The following is a 25,708-nucleotide window of genomic DNA, read 5'->3' as shown; positions in this document are numbered from 1 at the left end:
CGCAGGTGAAACTGCAACGATTACAGTGACATTAAGTGAAACATCAACAGACTTTGCTTTATCAGACTTGAGTGTGGCTGGAGGGACTTTATCAACGTTCACTGGCTCAGGTACAAGCTACACAGTGGTGTTTACACCAACGGCAAATAGTGCAGTTGCAGGTAAAGTTACCGTAGCTAAAGATAGTTTCAGTGATGCGAAGGGTAATAATAATGCTGTTGGTGATTCTGTAGACTTTACTATTGATACAGTTGTTCCGACTATTGACATGACAGCGAATAAAACTGAATTAGCGACAGGTGAAACAGCAACCATTACGATCACACTAAGTGAAGCATCGACGGATTTCGCAGAGTCAGACTTAAGTGTTATCGGCGGTTCGCTATCTAATTTCTCAGGTACTGGTACAGGGTATACCGTAGTATTTACTCCTAGTGTTGGCAATAATGGCACAGGTAAAGTGACAGCTGCAGTAAGTAGTTTCAGTGATGCTATGGGGAATGTTAATACGCTTGGAAGTTCGATTGATTTTACTATCGATACGGTTGTACCAACCATTGATATGACAACAAGTGTAACTGATTTAGCAGCAGGTGAAACTGCAACGATTACAATGACATTAAGTGAGGCGTCGACGGACTTTGCTCTATCAGATTTAACTGTGGTAGGCGGGGCTTTGTCGAGCTTCTCAGGATCTGGTTCAAAGTATACGGTAGTATTTACACCAACTGAAAACAGTATTGTTACAGGCAAGGTAACGGCAACAGTTGGTAGCTTTAGTGATGCGGCGGGTAATACAAATACAGTTGGTGATGTTGTCGATATTATTATTGATACTGTATTACCAACGGCTGATATGAAGTCTGATAAGAATGCTTTAGGTATGAATGATACAGCGACGATCACTATAACATTAAGTGAAACGTCAACGGATTTTACTGAGAGTGATTTAAGTGTTGTTGGTGGTACATTATCTAGTTTTTCTGGCACAGATAAAGTTTATACCGTTATCTTTACACCAAAAGCGAATAGCACGGTGACTGGAAAAGTTACAGTATCGAGCGATAGCTTTAGCGATCCTGCTGGGAATAAGAATACAGAAGAAGCTACGGTAGAGTTTGATGTTGATACTGTTCTACCTTTAACACCGACAGTCGATGAACTGTATACGAATAAAGGAAACCCAACGCTATCTGGTCTTGCTGAAGCAGATAATAAGGTATTTATTACGATCGAAGGGGTTACGTTTGTAACTCAATCATCAGCAAATAAAGATGCACAGGGATTTGCTCCATGGGTGCTAGATACCGCGAATGGAGTAGACAGTAATGGTGCATCAATTAACTTTACTGCGTTATCTAATGGAGTGTATGACATTACTGCTCATAGTATAGATGTCTTTAATAACCAGTCATTAGATGATATTAGCGACTCAGAACTGATGGTTGATACTTTTAGACCTAATCCACCAGTAATATTCCCAGTTGTAGCGGGAGAGCCTTTGTCTGGAAGAGGGGAACCAAATGGAAGTATTGTTTTATTAAACTTCAAGAATGAAGAAGTGTGTGCACGTTCTATTAAAGAAGAGCCAGGGGTTACTATTTCTGAATTTGGATTCTGGTCTTGTCATGCAACAAGCAAACTTGATGCTAACGATACGATTCAAGCAACAGTAAGAGATAAAGCTGAAAATGTATCAAATAGCTCACAAGTTGTCGTAAATACTAGAGATGATTCACACTTACATTCTTTAGTTGTATCTCCTAGCCTTGGTAGCAAAGTATCAGGTTTTGGTGAATACTCAGCAAAAGTAACAGTAAGAAATAGCGCAGGTGATGATCTCTGTATGACTTATGTTGACCCTATTACTCGTTGGGAATGTAATTTTAGCGTTCCGCTAAATGCAAATGAAAATATTTACGTTACTCAAACATTGGATGGGAAAACAAATACACCAGTATTAACTCATATTATTGATACAAGTAAGGAAATGGCACCGCCTATTATTGATGAAACAGTCGGAACATTATTTGAAGGGAAATCGCGAGTTTCTGATGGCGACATAACCGTTGTAAGCAGTGGCTCTTTAGTATGTAGTTCATTAATAAAGAATAACATTACAAATGAATTTAGTTGTTTGAATTCAAGTGGGTCATTAGACCATGGTGAGTTTGTTTATGCTTTCTATACATCACCAGCGCCAGTACAAAGTTCAGGCCTTAGTCCTGCGATAGTTGTTGGGGCTTCAGTTCGAGATAGCGATTTGGACGGCAGAACGGACATGGAAGAGTGGACTTGTTATAGCTCTATTGCATCTTGTATGGATACCGATGGTGACGGAATACCTAACTATTTAGATACAGATGATGATGGTGATGGTATCCCTTCTGCTTTAGAAGATGGGCTAAATTACCTTTCTCTTGATTCTGATGGTGATGGCATTCCTGATAGCGAAGAGATTAAAGGTTCGGTTACTTTCCCTGAGTTAAGTGGTAAAGATAAAGATAATGACGGTATTGATGACGCAATTGATGTGGATTATACAGGTGGAAATGATACTACTGGTGATGGTATTGATGACATCTTTCAGCCTATAGATACTGATGGTGATGGTCTTCCTGATTATATCGATGAAGATTCTGATGGAGATTCGATTCCAGATGCTGTGGAATCAACTAATGATTTTGATGGTGATGGCCTGCTAGATTACTTAGATGTTGATGCAGATAATGACGGCATTAAGGATTATATTGAAGCGAAAGGAAACGCATATAAGGCACCAGTAACAAGAAGTCATGCGTTCAATAGAGGCCGAGTTCAATCTAGAAACCTTACTTTCTCTGATTTTGATGGAGATGGTCTACCTGATTATTTAGATTTAGATAGCGATAATGATGGGATCCCTGATTCTATCGAAGCTGGTATTCTAGATGATGATAAGGATGGAATTATGGATGAAAATGGCACTCCTGCGTTAGCGCCGTTAGATTCTGATGGTGATGGCTTATATGATCATATTGATTTAGATAGTAATAATGATGGGATCTTTGATCTAAAAGACTCAGGAGTTGCTCAAATAATGCCTGATGGTACGCCTATTGATAGCGATCATGACGGAATGGTAGATGATCACTTTACGGATGTTGATGGCGATGGTGTAAAGGACCCTGTTGATGGTCAAGTTCACATGTACGGAAGTGCGCCACTAGCTGGAGCAGATACCGATGGTGATGGTATTCAAGACAGCATAGATCGCGATGATGATAACGATACAATTCCTGATCTTCTTGAAGGAAGTCTAGATATTGATGGTGATGGTATTCCAAATCACCTTGATCTTGATTCTGATAATGACGGTATTTCTGATTTATTAGAGCAGATGCCGCATCTAGATCTTAATCATGATGGTGTTATTGATACGATGATCGATAACAATAAAGATGGTTTAGATGACCGTGCATTTACCAATATGTTAGATAGTGATGGGGATGGAACTGCTGATATCTTTGATCTTGATTCTGATAATGATTTAATTTTTGATTTAGTTGAAGCGGTAGGGATGAGTCATGTCACTACTCTGATAGGGCTTGATGCTAACCACGATGGACAAATAGATAATATGCTAGATATTGATGCTGATGGTATTAGTGATGTAATTGATGCAAATATTGTTACTCCAACAGGACATTGGAGTGGGGATGAGCGAGCAGAAATTCGTTTATTGGATACTGATAATGACGGTCTTCGCGATTTCCAAGATGAGGATAGTGATAATGATGGTTACAGTGATTATGATGAATATATTGTTGATCCTAGTTTAGGCAATATGCTTCCATATCAATTAGATCGTTTAAATACTGCAGCAAGCTCTGGTGGTAGTATTGGGGTTCTTTCACTGCTTTCTTTACTTTTATTATCAATAGTACGTAATCGAAATACATCGTTTGTATTAAGTTTAGTGATGCTATCAATATTAAGCGTTAATACAGCAAGAGCGTCTTCTTATAATACTTGTGGGTATTCAGAAGAAGGTGGCTTTGAATCTTGTTGGTATGGTTTAGCTGGTATTGGGGTAAGTACATTAGAACCAGAAGAGGAATCTCAAGGTTGGTATGCTGATGATGCTTCTGGTCCAACGAGTTGGAATATTGGTGTGGGCTATCATTTTTCACCACGGTGGTTTGTTGAAGCAGGTTATGTATCATTAGGTGATGCTGAGTTGATTAATAACAGAGCGATGAATGTACCGTCAGTTTATTCAGGCACTGAAACGATAAGTTATGCTGCGCCTTCGGTATCGCTTGGGGCTTATTTGTTTAAGCCCGAGTTCAGTCCATACATTAATGTTTATGGGAAGCTGGGGGCAAGTATGATGATGCATGATACGAGTGACTCACGAATTAAATATTCTGATGAGAATAATATCCAGGTGAATGTTGGAGGTGGAATTCAATTGAGACCTGGAAAGTCACCTTGGTTTTTACGCTTAGAAGCAAATTATTATGATACCGATGCGATGAATCTTGGTATTAGTATTGGGCGTTATTTTGGTGCTCAGAAAAAAACGACAACAGAGCCAGTTGCTGATGAGGTGTTAGCTGGAGGGGAAGTTCGAATATATAATACTTATAATGTCGTACATAACCATAGCATTGATAAAGAGCTTGAAACTGAAAAGTTAATTATAGATTATTATGGTTTTGGTGAAAGTCAGTTAGGAAAAGAAGCACAATTAAAGCTAGATAAATTGATTGAAAATGCTTTATCTAAAACAAAATATGTTGTTTATTTAAATGGTCATACCGATTTTGTTGGTACTGATGAAAGCAATGATCAACTTTCTTTAGATAGAGCTAATGATGTGAAACGATATCTTATTGAGAAAGGCTTAAATTCTGACTGGATTTTCCTAGAAGGCCATGGAGAAAGAAAACCACGCATTGATAATTACTCAGAAGCAAGTAGAGCTCTTAATAGGAGGGTTGAAGTAATTATGCACTGGTAAAATGAATCACCCCCACTAAATTTTAGTGGGGGTGATTAGTTCTGTATATCTAATAATAATCAATGCTTTCCACGATAGTTCGAAAATAAGCTATTTATAACCATTTGTTATGCGCCAATTCTCTTGCAAACCATTCACACGCTTTACCATCATTATCTTTATGCCATGCAATAAATAAAGGTGGGTTAACTCTTGGCACTGCGCATTTCTTCTCAATCAAAATACCGTCGTTTAGCTGTTGTTTAATTAAATGGCGAGGTAAAAAACCAACACCAAGCCCCATTGTCTGAGCCTCAATTTTAGCCTGCATGGTTTTAAAGCGAATTTGTTGTTTGCTCTTAAATAGACCGGTATCTCTGGTAGGCAGTAATAAAGAAGAATCAGACACAATTAAGGAAGGGTACAGCAATAAATCACTGGCTTCGATAGGGCGGTCTATGAAGGCTAAAGGATGATCCTGACTTACTGCAAATAGAAAGTCGACTCTACCAATTTCTTTTATTTGATACTCGCCTTTTGGTAAATGATCTGAAACGCCAATGGCAATATCAGTACGGTTACTATGTAAGGCATCCCAACCGCCACCGAGTGATTCTTCAGAAATAGTAATATTGGTATCATGTTCTAATTTATTGAACTTAAGAATGGACTCTAGCAAAGGAGTTAGCGGGATAATGGTATCTCTTGAGATGATAAGGTTTCTTTCCCACCCAGAATCAAGCTGCTTCACTGCTGATTCTAATTTATCGGTAGCGATTAGAATTTCTCGTCCTTGCTCTAGGATCAATTTACCTGCAGAGGTCAGTTGGGCTTTCTGTTTTGAGCGATCAAACAAAATTACATTAAGGTCATCCTCGAGCTTTTTAATGGTATAAGTGAGTGCTGAAGGGACTTTGAATAAGGATTTAGCTGCAGCGGCAAAACTGCCTTTTCTATCTATGGCATCTAATGCTCTTAGTGCATCAAGCGTGATGGGTGATTGCATGACGATCCTTATTCAATCTATATTGAGTCGTAATCTGACAGAATTGAATTAATACTAGACCTCTTACCTTATCATGCCAATTTTTATATTCAAAAAATTTGAACGGTAAGCTCAAATACTTCCAATTTTCTTTATGAACCGATTATCTATACTGATTAGCAATGACAGAGGGATCTTCTCTTAGACTTAATTGGTAAGGAAATAAAATGAAACAGAAAATTGAACAACTATTAGCTTCAAACGCAGGGTTTAACACATTAGCGCTTCGTATTCCTGTGGGCATTATCTTTATGGCTCATGGCGCTCAAAAACTGTTTGCGTGGTTTGGAGGTTATGGTTTATCTGGCACGGGGCAGTTCTTTGAATCAATTGGACTAGCACCGGGTGTCGTAATGGCATTTTTAGCAGGCAGTGCTGAGTTTTTTGGTGGCCTATTTATTATTCTTGGTTTGCTGACTCGACCATCGGCGTTGGTATTGGCATTTACTATGTTGATTGCGATTGTAAGTGTTCACTTACCTAATGGATTGTTTATGTCCAATGGCGGTTATGAGTTTGGTTTAGCACTATTAGCAGCGAGTGTGTCTTTGATGTTATCTGGTGGAGGTAAAGTAGCGGTAGATAACTGGTTAGCAGATCGACTTTCTGTGCAAAAGTAATGTTTAGTAAATTTGAGTGATAATAAAGGAGAAGATGATGTTTGAATTAAGAAAAGCGAATGAGCGTGGTAGTGCAAATTTTGGTTGGTTGAATGCAAAGCATACCTTCTCCTTTGGTCACTACTATGACGTGAATCACATGGGATTTGGCCCATTACGAGTGATTAATGAAGACCGAATTAAACCTGAAGGTGGCTTTGCCACTCATGGTCATGAAAATATGGAAATCTTAACCGTTGTGTTGTCAGGTGCAATTGCCCATAAAGACAGTATGGGACAAAGTAAGAAGCTTGTACCTGGTGAATATCAGTTGATGTCGGCAGGGGCTGGGGTTCAACACAGTGAGTTTAATCCCTCTTCAAATGAAGAGTTGCATTTATTGCAAATCTGGATACAACCGAATGTATTTAATGGTGAGCCGAGCTATCAACAGAAACCTTTCCCTCAAGAACAAGGTTTTGTAGATATAGCAACGCCAACAGCGAGTGAAGGCTCATTTTTAATTAAGCAAAATGCGGTGATAAAGCAACTTATTTTAGAACCAAATACTCAGCAATCACTTTCTATCGAGTTAAGTAATAAGATCTTTGTACAAAGTATTAACGATGGGTTGTCGGTTGGTGAGAGGGAACTAAGTTCTGGTGATGGACTTAAAATAGCTAAAGAATCAGAATTATTATTTAGCAATAACAGTTCAGAAAAAGTTAAAGCTATCGTTTTTATTATGTAACTGTCTTTATTATTTATTCTTACTGGTGATCTGTATTCTACATTAACCGCTATTTCTTTGATGAGTTGGCGGTTTTTTTATGTCTGATAAATACCCATAGTTACTGATTTTGTTTATTTTGAGGGGCGTGCCAGATTTGGTTCTACGTTATCAGTATCTTACCGTAATTAATAATGTTAACTGTTAGACATAAAACCTATAAAGTTCAAATTCGAACGCTCGAATGCGCATTATGTTCGTTTGTGTCACATTTATGTCATGCTCTTCGCGTTATCATCCTTTCCATCTTCTAACACGTTAAATAGGTTAACAATGAAAACATTAATAGCGCATCGTGGAATGTCTTCTCTTGCTCCTGAAAATACGCTTTCAGCTTTCTCTTTATGCAAAGAGCATGGTGTTCAATGGTTTGAATGTGATGTGGATATTCTTCAAGACGGTACGGTCATTATTTCTCATGATGATACGTTAGATCGTTGTACTGATAAAAGCGGTCGCTTATGTGACATTAGTAGCGCTGATTTGTCTTCTATTGATGCAGGCAGCTGGTTTAGTGATGATTATATAGATGAGCGTTTACCTACTGTTCAACAATTAATCGCAATGGCGAACGAAAAAGAACTGAATTTAAACATTGAAATCAAGTCGTGTTCAGCCAGTGCGAAGCTAAGTCATCTGTTGATTGATAATTTGATCATTGCTCTTAAAGAGTTAGCACCAGAGAGAGAGTTGATTATTTCAAGTTTTAACCACCTTGTATTATCAGAGTTTAAGCGTAAAAGTCCTCAAACTAAAATTGCGTGTTTGTTTGAAAGTCATAACTTATGGGATGACTGGAATTCAATTATTGAATGGTGTGAAGCAGATTATATTCACCCTGAAGAGAAAGGCCTAACTCGTGAAATGGTACAAAAATTCAAAGCGTCTGGCATTAAAGTTAATGTCTGGACGGTTAATGATTTAGCGCGTGCGAATGAACTGTTTAACTGGGGAGTTGATGGTATTTGTACCGATATCGCTCATAAGTTCCCTTCGAAATACAAAGCTCAAAAATAATAATTAAAAAATAAAACAATAACGTGAAAGGATTATCTTTATGAACTTATTTGAAAAAATAGGCTTTACTAGCCGAAATCAATTGTTTGGCTTTTTTTCTGTCGTAATGTCAGGCCAAATTATCTATTCGGCTTTTGAAGCCTTTAAGGGAACCTTCTATAACTTACTTTTAGAAGTACTACAGATCGATAATACCCAAATGGGGATCTTATTTACGCTGATAGGTTCAGCGATGTTCTTCTATATTCCTGCTGGCTGGGTCAATAACCGTTTTTCTGTAAAATCCATTTTAATCACCAGTTTGAGTATTCGATTTTTGAGCATGATGGGGATTATTTTCTTAGAGCCCGGCTTTAGTGTTCTGGTTGTGATTGCGGGTCTTTGGGGCTTAGTTGATGCAGCATTCTGGCCTGCGGTTGTGAATGGTGTAACGTTAATGTCTGGCGATAAAAACAAAGGCATGGCATTTGGCTTGTTAGAATCTGTACGACGCGCAGCCGAAATGAGCATGAATGCGGTGATCGTTGGTATTATGGCATTGGTTGGCGGCTCTATTCTTGTATTCCAAGGCGCGATTGTTTTCTATACGTTATTAATCCTTCCTATGATTTTCTGTGTATGGAAATTTGTGCCAGATAATCACATGGAAATTAAGCAAGGTGAAAGTAAGAACAAAGAAGCGTTGAAAGGTCTGCTTCATGTATTGAAAATGCCAACGGTATGGTTAGCTGCAATTACGTCTCTAACGGTATATTGGATTTACATCACTCTGATTTACACGGTTCCTTATCTACAAGCGGTATTTGGATTATCAACAGCACAAGCGGCTATCTTCGGTATTATTAATACTGGTGCAATGGGTGTAGTTGCTGGTTTGGTTGCGGGTTCGATTGCCGATTTCGTATTTAAATCGTCGATAAAAATGATGTTCTTTGCTCTAGGCTTAACTGCGGTGTGTTTAGGTGTGACTATTGCGTTGCCTAAGACTGAAGGCATGCTGATGATGAACATGGTGCTACTAATGTGCTTCTCATTCAGTATCTTCTTAGCAAAAGGAATTATCTTAGCGCCAGTAGCTGAAGCCGGTGTGCCAAAAGATTACAGCGGCTCTGCAATGAGTGTGGGTTCGTTTGCAGCTTACGCTTCTGTGTTCTGGGCTTATGCATTGAATGGCTGGATTATCGATACTTACCCTGCGATTGAAGCCTATCAAATGATCTTTGGTATCGGCTTAACAGTTGCGGTACTTGGTATGGTGTGTTCACTTATCCTGATTTCACTGAAGAAGAAAAACGGGGGCGATCAAGAGGGCAAGTTGGTTGAATCAGAAGCTTAATTATCTACTGAATTAAATAAAACCCCAGAGTGTGAAAATACTCTGGGGTTTTGTTTGTTAGGTATGTTGGGTTATCAATATAACGTAAATGATTAAGCGTTCAGTACAAACTCTTCAATCACTTTAGCGACGCCGTGATCATTATTGCTAACGGTAATATGGTTCGCAATCTCTTTGATATCATCAGTCGCGTTCGCCATTGCAACGCCAAGACCTGCGTATTTGATCATATGCCAGTCATTACCCGCATCGCCCATGCAAATAACTTCATCTGCAGTAATACCAAGATGATCCGCCAGTGCTTTTACACCGACGCCTTTATTGCTGTTTGGGTTTAAAAACTCCAAGAAGAAAGGTGCACTTTGTACAATCGTAAATTGCTCATATAGTGCTGCGGGCAGTTGTTTGATGGCAGCTGAAAGTAGTTCTGGCTCATCAATCATCATCGCTTTCATGATTTGTTCGTCATCAGCCAGTTCTTCAAAATCAATAACTGTAATTGGCATACCTGTGATGCTAGATTCATGTTCAGTGTAATGATTTAATTGTGGGGTAATTAAGCCTTTTTCTTGAGAGAAAGCATGAACATGAACCCCAAGCTTTTTAGCTAGCTTAGCAATGGCTTTTGCATCAACGCCCGTAATGATTTGGCTGCGGATCACTTCTTCACTTTTTACTTTTTGAACTAATGAAGCGTTATAGCTAAGAACGTAGTCGTCCTCAGTGGTCATGCCTAGTTCTTGTAGCTGTGGTTTCATGCCATTTAATGGGCGACCTGAAGCTAATACAACGACAACGCCTTTTTCACGAGCAGCAGCAATCGCTGCTTTGTTTTCTGCTGAGATTTGTTTATCTGAATTAAGCAGAGTGCCATCCATATCCAGTGCGATTAATTTATACATCATAGTTACCATTGGATTAAAAATACTATTAGTTAGCTTACCTGAATTTTATGAAAAAAATACTATATACTGTCGCTGATTTTTACTACTGATACAGGCTAATGAAGTTAAGTTCTCGGTTAGATACCATAAAAAATAAAGTTACCGATCACTATGATCATATTTGGGATTGCTGTTGTGATCATGGCCAATTAGGTGTTGCCTTATTAGCCTCTCACCCTAAAAGTGTGATCCACTTTGTTGATGTCGTGGATGAGTTAATGATTGACCTTGAAAGTCAGCTTCAAAAACACGCATCGGCAATTCAGTCTCAGTGGCAAGTGCATTGTATGGATGTAGCGAAACTACCGTTAATAAAAGGGAAAAAGAACCTGATTATTATTGCAGGCGTTGGTGGGGACTTGTTGATTGAGTTGGTGCGTTCTATTCAGACTCGTAATAGTGATATTGAGCTGGAGTTTATTCTTTGCCCTGTATTACATAACTATATGGTTAGATGTGAGTTGATAGAGATGGGCTTTGGTCTGATATCAGAAACATTAGTAAAAGAAAACAAACGCTTTTATGAAGTGCTGCATATTAGTAATCAAGCAGTAAAACAGATTGCGCCTGTTGGAAGCGATATGTGGAATTTATCAGATAGCGATCATCAAGAATATTTAACTAAAACTGTTTCACATTATCAAAGAATGGGTGGTAGTTCAGAAAATTACAATAATATTAGTGAGTTATATTTAAATTTACGACGTTCTACATCGTAACGTTAGCTTATTAAATTTATTAAGTTTTAATGTGCTATTTGACTAATTTGCTAAACATATAATATTACGGCTTTAATAAATGAATTTACTTTAGGATATGCCCTACATAAATTGTATTGATTACTTTTTATACTTAAAGCATATTTCAGAAGTAAAGATTTAGAATTTAAAGTTTGGAGTTAAGTATGAAAAGTGAAAGTTTGAAGAAGCAAGTGTTACTTAAAGCGTTAAAGAAGGATATAGAAATCGCATTAACGCTAAAAGACATTAGTAAATCAGAACTTGTTAAAATGTTTCAGTATTTCTCAATGAAAGCTGATGCATTAAATGAATAAATAGCTAATGGTGCTCACCGTTAGCTTTGTAAGATTATTCACTCATTTTAAGGCGATGAACCTCTATACCAAACCCTAAAGCACTGTAAGCCAATAAAGAGTAACCAAGCAACTCGGTGCCTTCTTCAGCTAAGTTTTTTATGGTTCGAATATAGTGCCCATCAAGCAATGTTTGCCATAAATAGTTCATGCCTGCTAATCGAGAGAAAACAAGAATAATCACCAATGCACAGCTGAGCGTGTAAAAATAGCGGCTATCAAAAAACCTTGCTGACGTAGACAATAGGCCTTTTCTATTTTTAAATGCTAAGAACAGACAAGTGAAAGCAACGATCAAAGCTGGAACCAACCAGAATCCATGGTAAACCTTGTCGAGAACCCCGTCAGACTCCCTTATAAACATACAACTAAAAAAACCAATGATCAGCGTAGCAAAGGCTCGTGCTTGCTTGTTCACTACAGCGATGTAAGTAAAAGAGATGATCACAACGAGTAGTAAAAATTGTTGATAATACTCTGTTAATGAATTTTCACTTAGCCCGTTCTTTAAAACGATGATATCAGTACGAATAACAAGATAGGCAATAGCGGCGACAATGCATTGGATAAAAAATTGCAGTAATCCTTTTTGGATTTTTTTGATATCTGGATGTGTTGAATAGGTAAAAAACATGACAGCCTCAAGTGTTATTGATTAATCTATCACTATAGAGGGTGTGAAACAATCTGTATGTACCCATTTATTAAAAATAGGATTCCATATCAAGGGGCTGTCATGTTGTAAATTTCTTATGAAGCGTAATTCATAATATAAAACAGAGAGGTTGTTGATATCACAACCCACAAACTAACACCAAAGATCAACGGTTTTGCGCCCGCTGCTTTGATTTTTTCAATCGAAATACCACAGCCGATAAAGAATAAACACAGAACTAAGAGCTTTTTCGATACATCAAAAATGCCATCATAGATCAGGCTAAATTGCGGTAAGTTATCACTAATTAAAATAGCTAAGCAGTAGAAAAGGATAAAGTAAGGGATCGTGATTTTTTTACTGTTGCTACGAAAAAGTAGAGCACTAATAAAGGCAACTGGAACAATCCATAATGCACGCGCTAATTTAAGCGTTGTTGCGGTTTTTAACGCCTCTTCACCGTATGCAGAAGCGGCACCCACCACGGATGAAGTATCGTGAATCGCAATAGCTGCCCAAGTACCAAAGGCGTGTTGGCTTAGCTCTAATGCATGGCCAATGACAGGAAAGATGAATAGTGCAATTGAGTTCAATACAAATACGGTAGCCAAAGCAAGACCTGTAGATTCTTCATCGGCATTAATCGCAGGAGCAACTGCAGCAATGGCGCTACCCCCACAAATAGCTGTACCCGATGCGATCAGATGGCCTGTCACTTTATCCAATTTCATCAATCGCGCTAGTAACCAACCTAGAACGAGTGTGCCCACAATGGTTGATAAAATAATACCAATTCCATTTGAAGTGGCTTCTATTGCTTCATTCAGCTGAATACCAAACCCTAAGCCAACAATAGAGTAAGCTAATAATTTTTTAGTGACTTTTCCCAATGCAAAAGTCGTGGGTACAAAACCAAAGCTGGCTAAAGCAAAACCCATAACTAAAGCGGTAGGTGAACTAACCCAAGGGGTGAGCGTTAATAGTGCAGCAAGATAAAAAGGAAAGTAATGTTGTAAATGGGATTTATTAAAAGTCATGTTTATTATTCGTAGGCATAGATAAAACAAAGATATCACTTTTATTCTGTTTAGTAAGTTTAATAATTCAATATATTAGGTTAAATAAACCTTAACATATGTAAGGGTTTTAAAAATGATTCGTAATGCAGCGCAATAGACTGGATCTCTTAAAAATAAAAGCAAATTTAAGAGAGTTACACTCTTATAAATTCAAGGTTAATCGGTATACTTTTTAAACAAAGAAAAATAATAAAATGGCTAGGTAGCAGATCCCAAGGAGGGAGTATGGAAGAGACAAAAACAGCAGATGGAAATAATGCCGTAAAAGAAATAGAAGAAAGTGGAAGCGTATTACAATGGGGACGCCTTTCTCGTTTTAATCATATTATCTGGACGGTATTGGTTGGAACTCTTCTGGCGCGAACTACGTATTTTATGGCATGGCCCTTTCTTATTGTTATTTTATATCAAGATTTTAATGCCAGCGCAGTAACGGTAGGCGCTATTTTAGCAGGATCGGCAGTGGTGGGTTCATTTACGGGACTATATTCAGGTTGGCTATCTGATAAATTTGGTCGTAAGTGGGTGATGGTTTCTGGCTGTATTATTGCGGCGTTTTCGTATTCAGGAATTGGTGTTGCGAACTCTATTTTTCAATTATTTGTTTTGGTCGGTATGTGCGGCTTAATGCGACCAATGATTGAAGCTCCTGCAAAGGCGGTGATTGGAGATAATCTAGATGATGACAAAGACAGAGAGCTCGCGCTTAATGTTCGTTATTTCTTGATTAATGTAGGTGGAGCAATTGGTCCTTTAATTGGTATTACTTTAGGTTTAGCTCATCCCAAAATATTGTTCTTAGTCACAGGAATTACCTATTTAGCTTTTGGTCTCTTTTTGTTTATCTCTTTTGCTAGAAGTAATAGCGAAACATTGCTGTCTAAAAGTACAAGTAATGTAACGTCCTTTTTTTCAACCGTTCGGATCATCAGCAAAGATAAGCTATTTATTAAATTGATTGCTGCAAATTTAATTATGATGTTTGTCTATGGTCAGTATGAATCGTCTATCCCCCAAGTTATTGTTCGTACGGATATTGTCGATGCTGCCAAGTTTATTAGTGGCTTGGTGTTAGTGAATACATTAACGATAGTGGTGTTGCAATTCCCAATGCTCAAGTTACTTGAAAATGTACCATTATTTACACGTACTCGGGTTGGTATGGTGATGATGGCCTTGGCACAAATTGCCTTCTTAATGGTACCCATTGATTTTCCGGTTGGCTGGTTAATGGCGTGCTTTATTTTAAGTGTGGGAGAGGTGATTGCTTTTCCAACCTTGAATGTGCAAATAGATCAATTAGCGCCTAAACATTTACGAGGCAGTTATTTTGGTGCCGCCGCGATTTACGGGCTAGGTTTTGCACTTGCTCCATTAGTTGGAGGAGTGCTTATTCAACTTGGTGGTGCGACTCCTCTGTTTATTGCTTGTTTTGTTCTTTCTTTACTAATGATTGGTTTATATAAGTGGGCGGAGAAGGAAATACCAAGTAATTAGTTTGGTTTTGATTTAGTCGAAAGGTAGGTCACCACCGCACTATGATCAGAGCCTGAAAACTGAGGTAATGCTTCACGCTTACAGATAAATAGCGATGGTTCCTCTGAGTTTCTTATCCAAAAATGGTCAATGGCGATCCGTGCAAAAGTGGGGATAGGAATGCCTTTGATCTCTCTTGGCCAACTCTGAACAGGGGTTGTTTGGTATTCTTTGTAAGCCTGTTTAAAGCGTTGTGTATTTGCAGATAAATTGAAATCACCAATAATTAAGGTATCAGCATAAGGGGAGTAATCTGCTAGGCGTTCTAAACTTCCGATGAGTGCATTTCTTTCATGCCAAAGTTGCTTGGTTCTTGGTGATGGTGGGTGAGCGGTATATAAACTCACTGGGCGATGCTCACTACTTTGCCATATACCACTAATAATGTAATGGCCAGCAGGGGTATTCTGTGCTCTCAAATTCAACGGTTGTTTACTGATTATCATCTGCCCGCTTGGGTAGCCAAGTCCAGGCGTTCCTCCAAATTGATAAGGATAATCATCAATTAATTCCATAAATCTATCTCCATGCCATGGCGCTGTTTCTTGAAGTACCACAAGATCAATATCATTACTCTTTAAATAGTCTAAAAAAGGAGTGAGATCAGGATTGGTGTAATACAGATTATATTGAACTATAACAAGAGGATTATGGCACTTTTGGTTTGAGTAACTCGCTTGTGGGGACTGATAGAGCCAGGCAAAGAATAAGCTCAAAGCTAAGAGAGAGAAAAAGTAATAGCGGCGCAATAATAAAACAATAAAAAGAAAGGCGTAACCAAAAGTGATAATACTTGGTATTCCTAAAATGTTTTCTAACCACCAAATAGCGGGTACATAAGAGAGTGAAACCCAAAGTAGACTAGGTAAAATTAGTAGTGCAATCCAAAGTCCTTTTATATGCATCTAATCTAGCCTCCATTTATTACACTTATGATCAAGACGGTTTAACTTGTCTTAGTCATTTAGTATGGGTGATAAATTAGAGGTTTGCGTAAATTATTCATTAATAGCGTTTTAAAACATAGGGTAATGGACTGGTGAATAGCCTTGTTTCATCGCATCAACCATTTTTAACATTACAGGCAGGGCGTGTTTAAAGAACATTTCATAGCCTTCACATAATACATTGTGATCTTCACCGTTATTGGATTTACTGACTCGATTTTTTGGGCAGCCGCCATTACACAGTGGTTTAAAATCACAATGTTGGCATTTTTGACTTAGGGACTCGTATTTATCTTGTCCAAATTTAATCTGCTCATTAGAGCTTGCCATTTGTGCTAAAGAAGCGTGGTCATGATGAATGTTACCGATTTTAAAATCATCATAACCGTAGTGATCACAGCTAAAGACTTCACCGTTGGACTCCATCATTAATTGTTGCCCACAAGTATCCGCATGATGGCACATTTGGCTTTGATGCCCCATTAAAATCATTAAGCAGTTTTCAAAAAATTGCACATAGGTTTTACCAATATCATTGGCTGCCCATTCATCAAATACATCACACAGAAATTGTCCCCATTGCTTACCTGATAGTGTCCAATCGTAGTCAAAACGACGATCCATTTCATGATCAATACAGGGCTGAAATTGCAGGTAAGTGCTGTCATTGTCTTTTAAAAATCGATAAATAGCTTTGCCATGCTTGTAACTTTTATTATTGATAACCGTTAGAGTATTGAACTCTACATGGTGATCTTTTAAGTGTTGCATACCACGCATGGTTCGCTCAAATGAAGAGTTCCCTGATTTGTCTATACGCGCAATGTCATTAATGAGTTGTGGTCCATCAATACTTATCCCGACCATAAAATGATGCTTAGCAAAGAAAGAAGCCCAGCGATCATTAATTAACGTTCCATTAGTCTGAATAGTATTTTGAATCGGTGTTTTCGAAGCTTGTTGTTGTTGCAGTTGAATGGCTGATTGATAAAAATCTAACCCTCTCATCATTGGCTCTCCACCATGCCAAATAAAATCGATAACAGGAGTTTGTGGTGGCTGAGATTGTATGTGATTAGAGATCATTTTATTTAAGGTATCTTCATCCATTCCCGGCTTTTTTTTATCTTCGTTCTTTAAGTAATAGCAGTAGTGGCAATCTAGATTACATTTTGCACTTTCAGCTTTAATAAACAAACTGTAGGGAGTGGTTGCTTCAATAGTGGATACAGACATGATTAGATTACCTTTCTGATGAGCCATAACTTATATCTATTAATTTAATGAATTATATAGATGTAGTCGAATTGCATTTTTTAATAAAGGCTATTCATTCTTTCAATTGTTCTTCTTTATTTAGAGTCGCTAGTCTGGAGTTATATTTATAAATAGAGGTTCTACTATGAAAAAGGCACTCATAGCAACGGTAATTACGAGCAGTTTATTAAGCAGTACAGCTGTATTCGCAGCACAATTAACGCCAATTAATCCTCAAGAAGAATTAGCTTATACCTTAGGGCTGCAAGCCTTTATTTATGGTGCTGGCCCATTAACCGTAGCACAAGTTAGAGCCGCGTCGACGAATGTAGATGCTCCAATGGACAATGGCGCAGCACCATTAAACATGATGGGGAAGACTCTGGCTCTCGCAGGGCCTGAAGACAGAGTGGTTCCAACCGTTAATAATGATACCTTGTACTCTCAATCTCATATTAACTTGAATGACACTGGCCCTTTGGTTATAGAGATCCCTCCAACCAATGATCGCTATTTTATTGTGCAATTATTAGATGATTATTCTGAAGCTGTGGGTAATTTAATAAAAGATAATGTCGGGCAAGATGGCGGAAAATTCTTATTGGTAAATAAAGGATGGAAAGGAATCGAAGGGGGAATTCCTGATGGTATTGATGGAATTATTGAATCGAGAACACCTTTAGTTTGGTACATTCAGCGAACTGGGGTTTCAGGAAATAAAGACTTGTCGGCAGCACTTAATGTTCACGATGGATTTATTAATTATCCTTTATCTGAACTGGGACAAGAGCATAAACCGGTTAAGTTAACTCATGCAAAAACGGGTATATCACCAATGCCTCGGCCTAAAGGTTTGGCATGGTTTAGTTTAATTGATAAAGAATTGCGTAATAACCCTATTGCAGCAGATGCGCCAATTGTCGACCAATTTAAATACATTGGTATTGGGGGAGATAAACCATTTAATGCCGATAATTTAACGGCGGATCAGAAGAAAGGGTTATTACGAGCGTTAAATGCGGCACCACAAATCATTCAATACGCGAGTCGTGATTTAGGTACTAAAAATAACGGCTGGGCAATGATGTATGAAGGCGGGAAATATGGAAATGATTTCTTAAGCCGTGCAAGCATTAACTTTCGAGCGGCAGGCTTAAATACTTAAAGAGCGAGCGTTATATCCAAACCGTTATACAGACTCAAAAGATCAACAGCTGTCTGGTCAGTATAAATATCGTATGGTGATGCCAGCCGATGCACCGGCAAAAGCCTTTTGGTCTTTAACTATGTATGATGCGAAAAACCTATTTATGGTACCGAACAGCATCGATCGCTACTCCATCTCAACCAATCGTAAAGAAAAGCTTATTTATAATAAAGATGGCACATTAACCGTCTGTATTCAAAACAGTAAACCTGTGGATTCAAGCTGTAATTGGTTACCCGCGCCAAAAACAGATTTTTATCTACACATGCGCTTATATGAGCCAACTCAGGCTGTGCTAGATAATACTTATGAGCTTCCTCAAGTGATTAGACAATAAATCCCCCGTAATTAAATAGAGAGTATCTGTGATTAAGGTGCTCTTTTTTTGTTTGATGCAAGAGGTAATTGTGAAAACGTCTTATTCTTTAACTTTTTTAGGGGCTTCTTTATTGCTTGCTTTTCAAGCCAATGCCGCAGGAACCTTAGTGCAAGAAATGAGTAAAATGACAGTAAGCACAGCAGGAGCAGGTAGTGCAGTGTTGGCTGAGAATGCTTCTGTTGCTTATTCAAACCCCGCAGGTATGAGTTATATTGATGGTGATGCGTTAAGTGTTAATGCTGCGGTGATGGATTTGGGTATTTATTATCATGATGATATAGATCCAAGTAAAGACAGTGATAATGCAGGTGGTATTCAACCTTACGGATCACTTTATTATGTTCATCAATTGAACGATGATGTTCATTTGGGAATGAGCGTGTCAGCACAAGGAGGAAGTGCATTAGATTATGGAACCTCTTATGCCGGAGCTCTAAATTTAAATGATCTAAAATTATCGGTCATTCAGTTTAATCCTAGCGTTTCTTATCAAATAAATAGCAAGCTATCGATTGGTGGTGGCTTACAAATTGACTACGCTACTTTTGAAGAAAACTTGTTATGTGGGCAAGGTAATATAGAGACTGATAGTTGGACACTAGGTTATAACTTAGGGCTTATGTATCAAGTTGATGAGAACAATCGTCTGGGTGTTGCCTATCGTTCACGTATGAATCACGATCTCACTGGGTCATTTAGTACTAATGCGATGACGGTATCAGTTCCTATTCCTGGACCAATCCCCGGCTCAGTAGATAAAAACATATCAGCTATGTCAGGCGAAGCGGGTTTAAATGTTCTTAATCCTCGCCAAATTGAAGTATCAGGTTTACATCAACTGACTAATCCATTGAGCTTAGTGTGGAGCTTAGGCTTTGAGCAATGGAGTGATAATGATTCCACGACAATTTCCATTAATGATGGTAATCGCATTTCACAAATAGAACGAAATTTTGATGATGTATGGACAGGAGCCGTCGGTGCTCGTTACCAATTAACACCTAAATTACGTGTAGAATCAGGGATTGGTTATGCCAGTTCGCCATTGGATGATCCTGACTATCAAGGTGCTGATTTACCGGTAGATACACAGCATAGATACAGTATCGGTGCGACTTATCTATGGAGTAAGGATATATCCTTTAATACCTATTACAGCTATGTTGATTATGGAGAGCCAGAGATTAATAACAGCGGTATAGATGGTCAGTTTGATAATTCAAATCAATTCATCGGCATCACCATGAATATGGCGTTTAAATAATCATTCTTTCTACAATTCATTCAAATTAATAATGAAAAACAGCAAACCATAAGTTTATCTTCAGTGAATCTTAAGTTTGATATGTGACACTCGTTTCATTCTCTAAGAGCCTGAAGGTATGCTTGTGTTGTCCAATCTGATTTCAAAACTTAAAAGCCAAAAAATAACCATGAACATGGTGTCACTGCTTATTTTGGTGTCATTGTATTTTGCCGTGGTCTTTAACTACCCAATTAATGAAAAAATTTACCAACTCTCCCAAGGTAATGGTCTTTTTCTGTTTCTAACACCAGCGATTCTTACCTGTGCTTTTATTATTATTTTCTCAATGATTGCTGTGCCTTACTTGTTCAAAGGTATTGTGATTATTTTGACTCTTACCTCTTCGATGGCGTTTTATGCCGCATTGCAATACAACACCATGTTTGATTATGCGATGATCGAGAATATCTTTGAAACCAACGTGGGTGAAGCATCCTCTTATTTAAGCTCGGCTTCTATCGGTTACTTTATTGTCTTTGGTGTGCTTCCATCGTTGTTTCTATTAAAAGTAAAAGTGATCCGCAATGCTTCATGGGGCAAAGAGCTATTTCATCGCGCAGCATTAGTGAGTGTTGCGATTGTGGGGCTGCTGCTGATTTCTGTTTTTTATTTTAAAGACTATGCCTCGATTGGCCGCAATAACTCGTACTTAAATAAAATGATTAACCCTGCGGATGCTTTCAATACAGTTAAGTACATTAATAATGAATATCTAACCGCACCTTTGGACTACATCACAATAGGTGAAGATGCAGAAGTTATTCCAGCGAAAAACGGTAAACCGACACTAATGGTGGTGTTAGTTGGTGAAACTGCTCGTGCGCAAAACAGTGCTTATAATGGATATGACAGAGAAACCAATCCATACACCAAAGATCTTGGTTTGATTGCCTTTCAAAATACGTCGTCGTGCGGAACAGCAACAGCCCATTCTTTACCATGTATGTTCTCTAATATGGTGCGTACTAATTACAATAGAGACCGTGCCAATAACCAAGATGACGTATTAGACGTGTTGACTCATGCTGGTGTTAAATCGGTGTGGATAGATAACGATGGTGGTGACAAAGCGGTTGCCAAGAACATTGAAAAAGTGATGATTAGCGATACCTCTTCAGATGAATTTTGTAATGGCTCAAGTTGTTATGATGAAGTGTTATTGCAAGGTTTAGATAAGCGAATTCAAAATACCACAGGTGACCAACTGTACGCACTGCATATGATTGGTAGCCATGGCCCAACGTATTGGAAGCGTTATCCTGAGAATATGGCAGTATTTACCCCTGCATGTAATCGTAGCGATATTGAAAATTGCAGTGATGAAGAGATCACCAATGTGTATGACAATACCTTAGTTTACACCGACTACGTAATTGCACAGACGATTGCAAAGCTAAAAACGTATTCTGATAAATATAACGTAGTGATGCTATACATTTCAGATCACGGTGAATCGTTGGGTGAAAATGGTTTATACCTCCATGGTGCGCCTTACATGATAGCGCCTAAAGAACAAACTCATGTGCCTTTCTATATTTGGATGAGTGATGACTATGCGAACCAAAAAGGCATAAATAAAGCCAGTGTCATTAAAAAAGCGGCAGCGGGTGGTTTTTCCCATGATAATTTGTTCCATACGCTACTTGGCTTATATGGCGTGAAGACTAGCGCGAAAGACAATAGTTTAGACATTATGGCGAACTAGTTACTTTTTAGTTCATCGCATTAAGAAATGGGTTAATCATGAGAATGGTTAGCCCATTTTTGCTACTATCATTATATAAAATAATAAAGTGGTACTGAATAATGAAAATATTGCTAATAGAAGACTCTGAACACTTACGTCGTAGCTTAGTGGTGGGCCTGAGTAACCTTGGATTTACTATTGATGAAACTGGAGATGGCTCAAAGGGCTTATCAATGGCAATTACCAATGAGTATGACTTTATTATTCTGGATTTAATGCTTCCTAATGTCGATGGTATTACGTTATTAAAAAGCATTCGCAAAATGGGTAATGATGTAAAAGTGATTATCTTATCGGCAAAATCGCAGCCAGAAGATCGTGTTAAAGGCTTACTCTCTGGCGCTGATGATTATCTGGTGAAACCATTTTCGTTTGATGAACTGCATGCTCGTATCTTAACCGTAGCTCGTCGAGGTGGAGTAAAGCATAATGACGATCACGTAGAAGTTGAAGGATTTACGCTTGATTTAGCAAAGAAAGAACTCGAATTCTCAGGTCAATTGATTGAACTAACAAAAAATGAGTACAAGATTGTCGAGTGTATGTTTCGTTCTCGCAATCAGGTAATGACGACAGAAAATATCAGTGATTATGTTATTGGCTCATTTGATTCAGTCTCGAAAAACACCATAGAATCACACTTATCTTCCATCCGAAAAAAAGCGAAAGCCGTTGGTGGCGAACTGCCAATAAAAAATAAACGAGGCTTTGGTTACTATGTGGAAAAACGCTCATGTACTCAATAAAAGATCGGTTGGTTAATGCGTTAACAGTGATCATCGGCATCATTTTATTGGTGGTTTTTTTATCTTTGGATTTTATTCTCGATGCTTGGGTTGACCAGCAATTTGACGATGCATTAGTGGAAAAATCAAATTACTTCAAATCCTTAGTTGAAGTGGAAAGTGATGGTATTGAGTTTGAATACCACAAAGGCTTTATGCCGCAATTTGAGCGAAAAGAGGATGCGCAATATTTTCAAATTTGGTTAGGTGAGAGCACTTTTGCAAAGTCGCAATCTCTTAGCTACTTTGATGATGTTGATCTGGATTATCAAGATGTACCTACGCATGAGAGTCGTATCTTTGATATAAAACTTCCTGATGGCAGCATGGGTAAAGCTATTTCTTCTCGTTTTCAGCCACAGTTGTCATCTGATGTTGATCCTACAGACGTTACTTATATTGAAACCATGTACCTAACCTTGGCGATATCGAATCAACGAGTGAGTAACATTCTATTGATGGCCGATCTGTCTCTTATTTTTGTTTTTATTACCGTTATCTTTGGTATTCGAATGGTTGTGATAAAAGTGGTGGATAGAGAGTTAGATTCATTGTATTTGCTCAATAAAGAAATTTCAGAGCTTGATGAAAATGCACAAGGTATTCAATCTAATCCAAAAGAAAGCAAAGAAATTTCACCTATTAGAAAAGAGCTCAATCGATATATTGAGTTGAATATTCAAAATGTAGCCAATGAAAAACGTCTTTCTTCCGATATTGCCCATGAGTTAAAAACACCGATAGCAGAGCTTATTAGCTTGAGTGAAATGAACATTCGTTTCCCTGATGATGTAAGGATTTCAGCGACTTACAAAGAAGATGTACTATCGATTGCGAATAATATGAAAACCATCGTCAATCAATTAATGGCATTGAGTCAAAGTACATCAGGAAATTATGGGATTGAGAAGAAAGAGGTGGATGTTCGACTCTTGACTGAGGAGATTTGTGCAGAATTGCAGTTTAAGCATCCAACAATGGGAGAGAGAGTTGCTTTCTCTTCATCACTAGCCTATCCAATGATTTATGTTGACCGTTTTAGCTTAGAAACCGTGATTAAAAACTTATTGGATAATGCTCTTTTTTATAGTGTAGAAGAGTCCATTGTGTCTGCGAGCATTGAAAAAGAGGGGGATGGAAGCATTGTGATTAAGATAAAAAATATATCTTCTAATCCATTAACTCAAGATGACCTCAATAACATATTTAAACCGTTATATCAGGTAGATAAATCAAGAACCCACACAGATAGGCATGGGTTAGGCTTAGCTATTGTAAAGAATATCGCTCAATTAAATGGTTATGATTTATCGGTTGATTATCAAGAGAGTAGAGAGATTACATTTACGGTTGTGATACCGCAGGGGTAATAAAAAGAGGAGCGAAAGGCTCCTCTTTGGTTTTAATATTATGTATATCAATCCGTTATTATTTTACTGACGTATCTGACATTCCTATACCACCTGATTTTTGGCGTGGTGGGAAGGCTTTTAAAGATTGCTTATATTCAACAATTGATTTTTGTAATGTAGGCACAATCCAAGAACGTTCTTTCATCCATAAGAACCAACCATTAGTATCAACACTACGCTCCCACGGATCGGCTTTGATATCTAAGATGATGCCTAATGGCCATGCTTTTGCTGGTTCTGTCCATTCTGTTTTGGTTTTTAAGTGTACTTTCCAATCACCAACACGTACAGCATTCAAGTCTTGTTCGTTGTAATAGAAGAACTCATTACGTTTACTTGGTCCTTTTTTGGTTAGCATGTCCATTTGGTTATAACCATCTAGATGAACTTTATATTTGGTATCTCCAATTTTTTTGCCTTTAAGAAGATCTTGTTTAATGGTGGTATCACCCGTAGCTGCAGCCATTAAAGTTGGAACCCAATCTTCTGAAGTCATAAAGCCGCTTGTGTATTCGCCTTCTGGAATATGCCCCGGCCAGCTAATCAGCATAGGAACTCGGAATGCGCCGTCCCATGTTGTCCCTTTTTGTCCACGGAACGAAGCAGTGCGCGCCATTGGCCAGTGATCAAGATTAATACCGTTATCTGCGGTAAACATAATGATGGTGTTATCTGTTTCACCAAGCGCATCCAGTTTATCTAAGACTACGCCGATTTGGTCATCAAGCTCTTTTAATGCATCGAAATATTCAGTGTGACCACTTGCGCCTAAATACTCATCTTTAACGTGTATTTGCTGGTGCATGCGTGATGGGTTAAACCACATAAAGAAAGGCTTATCTGGCGTATTTGCTTCGTGTTTATCAAGCCATTGTGTGGTGAATTCAACGTATTCATCATCAATGGTTTTCATTCTTTCTGAACCTAATGGCCCTTTGTCTTCTATTCTTTGTTTACCAATTTCACCCCAACGAGGTTGTACTGTTTTATCGTAGTCCTCTGTTGCGAAACTATGAAGCATATTTCGAGGGCGACCAACAAAATCAGGGTCTTTCGGGAAGTTAGGCTGCTCTGGCATTTCCATTACGTTTAGGTGATATAAAAAACCATAAAACTCATCAAAACCATGTACGGTAGGTAAGAATTTATTGCGATCTCCTAAATGACTTTTCCCCACATGAATGGTGTCATAGCCTTTTGCTTTTAGCATGTCAGCAAGGGTTGGGTCTTCTTTCTGTAAGCCGATGTTTGACCCAGGTTGACCAACCGTCGTTAAGCCTGTTCTAAACGGGTATTGCCCTGTGATAAACGCACTTCGTCCTGCAGTAGAGCTTCCTTGGGCGTAGTAATCACTTACCATCATGCCGCGTTTTGCTATACGGTCGATGTTAGGTGTTTCAATCGCTCCTAGGCCGCGATGATAAGCGGAAATATCCATTGGGCTAACATCATCTATCATGATTGTTAGGATATTCGGTTGTGTTTGTGCTGCGTGTGCACCAAAGGAGGTGACCGCTAGTGCAATGGCTGTTTTTGCGATGGTTTTTGTTTTCATTTCAAATACCTATAAATAAAAATAGAGTTATTTAT

General features: G+C 38.2%; 19 protein-coding genes and 1 pseudogene. 13 read left to right on the top strand and 7 right to left on the bottom strand.

The genetic code is table 11. The features are described 5' to 3' along the window. Positions 1-5,005 (top strand): Ig-like domain-containing protein (locus PVK70_RS05350; RefSeq protein WP_274441280.1); only part of this gene is annotated, 5,005 nt, incomplete at its 5' end. Positions 5,006-5,099: 94 nt separating this feature from the next. Here PVK70_RS05350 and PVK70_RS05345 read toward each other — a convergent pair. Beyond that, positions 5,100-5,990 carry a LysR family transcriptional regulator gene (locus PVK70_RS05345; RefSeq protein ID WP_130047568.1) on the bottom strand — a complete coding sequence of 297 codons (891 nt, stop codon included), beginning with the start codon at positions 5,988-5,990 and terminating at the stop codon, positions 5,100-5,102. Between the two features lie 206 nt (positions 5,991-6,196). Here PVK70_RS05345 and PVK70_RS05340 point away from each other — a divergent pair, with 206 nt between their 5' ends. The 4 genes from PVK70_RS05340 (at position 6,197) to PVK70_RS05325 (ending at position 9,771) form a co-directional block, all read left to right on the top strand. Then, positions 6,197-6,649 carry a DoxX family protein gene (locus PVK70_RS05340; protein WP_130047569.1) on the top strand — a complete coding sequence of 151 codons (453 nt, stop codon included), beginning with the start codon at positions 6,197-6,199 and terminating at the stop codon, positions 6,647-6,649. A 37-nt stretch (positions 6,650-6,686) separates the two neighbouring features. Then, positions 6,687-7,379 (top strand): pirin family protein, encoded by a 693-nt coding sequence (locus PVK70_RS05335; protein WP_130047651.1) that lies wholly within the window; start codon positions 6,687-6,689, stop codon positions 7,377-7,379. Between the two features lie 312 nt (positions 7,380-7,691). Then, positions 7,692-8,435, top strand: coding sequence for a glycerophosphodiester phosphodiesterase family protein (locus PVK70_RS05330; RefSeq protein ID WP_130047570.1), 744 nt, complete (start codon positions 7,692-7,694; stop codon positions 8,433-8,435). A gap of 40 nt (positions 8,436-8,475) precedes the next feature. Next, positions 8,476-9,771, top strand: a complete 1,296-nt coding sequence (locus tag PVK70_RS05325; protein WP_130047571.1) for an MFS transporter — start codon at positions 8,476-8,478, stop codon at positions 9,769-9,771. A gap of 92 nt (positions 9,772-9,863) precedes the next feature. Here PVK70_RS05325 and yidA read toward each other — a convergent pair whose 3' ends face one another. Then, positions 9,864-10,673 carry a sugar-phosphatase gene (gene yidA, locus PVK70_RS05320; protein WP_165367147.1) on the bottom strand — a complete coding sequence of 270 codons (810 nt, stop codon included), beginning with the start codon at positions 10,671-10,673 and terminating at the stop codon, positions 9,864-9,866. A gap of 101 nt (positions 10,674-10,774) precedes the next feature. On the opposite strand from yidA, the gene PVK70_RS05315 reads away from it, so the two are divergent. After that, positions 10,775-11,434: a tRNA (adenine(22)-N(1))-methyltransferase gene (locus PVK70_RS05315; protein ID WP_130047573.1), complete on the top strand. Its 660-nt coding sequence runs from the start codon at positions 10,775-10,777 to the stop codon at positions 11,432-11,434. 185 nt (positions 11,435-11,619) lie between these two features. Then, positions 11,620-11,769, top strand: coding sequence for a hypothetical protein (locus PVK70_RS05310; RefSeq protein WP_165367144.1), 150 nt, complete (start codon positions 11,620-11,622; stop codon positions 11,767-11,769). Between the two features lie 34 nt (positions 11,770-11,803). Here PVK70_RS05310 and PVK70_RS05305 read toward each other — a convergent pair whose 3' ends face one another. Both PVK70_RS05305 and PVK70_RS05300 read right to left on the bottom strand, forming a co-directional pair. Next, positions 11,804-12,442 (bottom strand): hypothetical protein, encoded by a 639-nt coding sequence (locus PVK70_RS05305; protein ID WP_130047574.1) that lies wholly within the window; start codon positions 12,440-12,442, stop codon positions 11,804-11,806. A 116-nt stretch (positions 12,443-12,558) separates the two neighbouring features. After that, a complete protein-coding gene (locus tag PVK70_RS05300; RefSeq protein WP_165367145.1) occupies positions 12,559-13,500 on the bottom strand; it encodes a YeiH family protein in 942 nt (313 codons plus the stop codon). Between the two features lie 267 nt (positions 13,501-13,767). Here PVK70_RS05300 and PVK70_RS05295 point away from each other — a divergent pair, with 267 nt between their 5' ends. Next, the gene (locus PVK70_RS05295; RefSeq protein WP_130047576.1) at positions 13,768-15,039 is read left to right on the top strand and encodes an MDR family MFS transporter; all 1,272 of its coding nucleotides are present in this window, start codon (positions 13,768-13,770) and stop codon (positions 15,037-15,039) included. Here the strand turns inward: PVK70_RS05295 and PVK70_RS05290 are convergent. Together PVK70_RS05290 and PVK70_RS05285 are read right to left on the bottom strand one after the other, a co-directional pair. Next, positions 15,036-15,983, bottom strand: a complete 948-nt coding sequence (locus PVK70_RS05290; protein ID WP_130047577.1) for an endonuclease/exonuclease/phosphatase family protein — start codon at positions 15,981-15,983, stop codon at positions 15,036-15,038. The two genes, PVK70_RS05295 and PVK70_RS05290, sit on opposite strands and share 4 nt — an antisense overlap. A 111-nt stretch (positions 15,984-16,094) precedes the next feature. Next, positions 16,095-17,261, bottom strand: coding sequence for an anaerobic sulfatase maturase (locus PVK70_RS05285; RefSeq protein WP_130047578.1), 1,167 nt, complete (start codon positions 17,259-17,261; stop codon positions 16,095-16,097). Positions 17,262-17,427: 166 nt separating this feature from the next. Here PVK70_RS05285 and PVK70_RS05280 point away from each other — a divergent pair. The 5 genes and pseudogenes from PVK70_RS05280 (at position 17,428) to PVK70_RS05255 (ending at position 24,076) form a co-directional block, all read left to right on the top strand. Beyond that, positions 17,428-18,826 (top strand): annotated as a pseudogene (locus PVK70_RS05280) (DUF1254 domain-containing protein). 70 nt (positions 18,827-18,896) lie between these two features. After that, positions 18,897-20,132 carry an OmpP1/FadL family transporter gene (locus PVK70_RS05270; protein ID WP_130047579.1) on the top strand — a complete coding sequence of 412 codons (1,236 nt, stop codon included), beginning with the start codon at positions 18,897-18,899 and terminating at the stop codon, positions 20,130-20,132. 118 nt (positions 20,133-20,250) lie between these two features. Then, positions 20,251-21,879 (top strand): phosphoethanolamine transferase, encoded by a 1,629-nt coding sequence (locus PVK70_RS05265; protein ID WP_130047580.1) that lies wholly within the window; start codon positions 20,251-20,253, stop codon positions 21,877-21,879. A gap of 101 nt (positions 21,880-21,980) precedes the next feature. After that, on the top strand, positions 21,981-22,667 hold the full coding sequence (locus tag PVK70_RS05260; protein ID WP_130047581.1) for a response regulator transcription factor: 687 nt from the start codon (positions 21,981-21,983) through the stop codon (positions 22,665-22,667). Beyond that, positions 22,655-24,076 (top strand): sensor histidine kinase, encoded by a 1,422-nt coding sequence (locus tag PVK70_RS05255; protein ID WP_130047582.1) that lies wholly within the window; start codon positions 22,655-22,657, stop codon positions 24,074-24,076. The genes PVK70_RS05260 and PVK70_RS05255 overlap by 13 nt, the downstream gene beginning before the upstream one ends. Positions 24,077-24,134: 58 nt before the next feature. Here the strand turns inward: PVK70_RS05255 and PVK70_RS05250 are convergent, their stop codons facing one another. Continuing rightward, positions 24,135-25,673 carry a sulfatase-like hydrolase/transferase gene (locus tag PVK70_RS05250; protein WP_130047583.1) on the bottom strand — a complete coding sequence of 513 codons (1,539 nt, stop codon included), beginning with the start codon at positions 25,671-25,673 and terminating at the stop codon, positions 24,135-24,137. Positions 25,674-25,708: the final 35 nt, after the last annotated feature.

Source organism: Aliivibrio sp. A6 (assembly GCF_028765505.1).
Lineage (GTDB): Bacteria > Pseudomonadota > Gammaproteobacteria > Enterobacterales > Vibrionaceae > Aliivibrio > Aliivibrio finisterrensis_A.
Note: the sequence above shows the minus strand (reverse complement) of the source record. Positions and strands in the feature narration are given on the sequence as shown.

Bases quoted from the DNA above. Each gene is read 5' to 3' on its own strand.
- PVK70_RS05335 (WP_130047651.1), top strand. From the start codon at position 6,687: ATGTTTGAATTAAGAAAAGCGAATGAGCGTGGTAGTGCAAATTTTGGT.
- yidA (WP_165367147.1), bottom strand. From the start codon at position 10,673: ATGTATAAATTAATCGCACTGGATATGGATGGCACTCTGCTTAATTCA.
- PVK70_RS05255 (WP_130047582.1), top strand. From the start codon at position 22,655: ATGTACTCAATAAAAGATCGGTTGGTTAATGCGTTAACAGTGATCATC.
- PVK70_RS05325 (WP_130047571.1), top strand. From the start codon at position 8,476: ATGAACTTATTTGAAAAAATAGGCTTTACTAGCCGAAATCAATTGTTT.
- PVK70_RS05295 (WP_130047576.1), top strand. From the start codon at position 13,768: ATGGAAGAGACAAAAACAGCAGATGGAAATAATGCCGTAAAAGAAATA.
- PVK70_RS05250 (WP_130047583.1), bottom strand. From the start codon at position 25,673: ATGAAAACAAAAACCATCGCAAAAACAGCCATTGCACTAGCGGTCACC.
- PVK70_RS05345 (WP_130047568.1), bottom strand. From the start codon at position 5,990: ATGCAATCACCCATCACGCTTGATGCACTAAGAGCATTAGATGCCATA.
- PVK70_RS05315 (WP_130047573.1), top strand. From the start codon at position 10,775: ATGAAGTTAAGTTCTCGGTTAGATACCATAAAAAATAAAGTTACCGAT.
- PVK70_RS05285 (WP_130047578.1), bottom strand. From the start codon at position 17,261: ATGTCTGTATCCACTATTGAAGCAACCACTCCCTACAGTTTGTTTATT.
- PVK70_RS05330 (WP_130047570.1), top strand. From the start codon at position 7,692: ATGAAAACATTAATAGCGCATCGTGGAATGTCTTCTCTTGCTCCTGAA.
- PVK70_RS05300 (WP_165367145.1), bottom strand. From the start codon at position 13,500: ATGACTTTTAATAAATCCCATTTACAACATTACTTTCCTTTTTATCTT.
- PVK70_RS05290 (WP_130047577.1), bottom strand. From the start codon at position 15,983: ATGCATATAAAAGGACTTTGGATTGCACTACTAATTTTACCTAGTCTA.
- PVK70_RS05260 (WP_130047581.1), top strand. From the start codon at position 21,981: ATGAAAATATTGCTAATAGAAGACTCTGAACACTTACGTCGTAGCTTA.
- PVK70_RS05265 (WP_130047580.1), top strand. From the start codon at position 20,251: ATGCTTGTGTTGTCCAATCTGATTTCAAAACTTAAAAGCCAAAAAATA.
- PVK70_RS05310 (WP_165367144.1), top strand. From the start codon at position 11,620: ATGAAAAGTGAAAGTTTGAAGAAGCAAGTGTTACTTAAAGCGTTAAAG.
- PVK70_RS05305 (WP_130047574.1), bottom strand. From the start codon at position 12,442: ATGTTTTTTACCTATTCAACACATCCAGATATCAAAAAAATCCAAAAA.
- PVK70_RS05340 (WP_130047569.1), top strand. From the start codon at position 6,197: ATGAAACAGAAAATTGAACAACTATTAGCTTCAAACGCAGGGTTTAAC.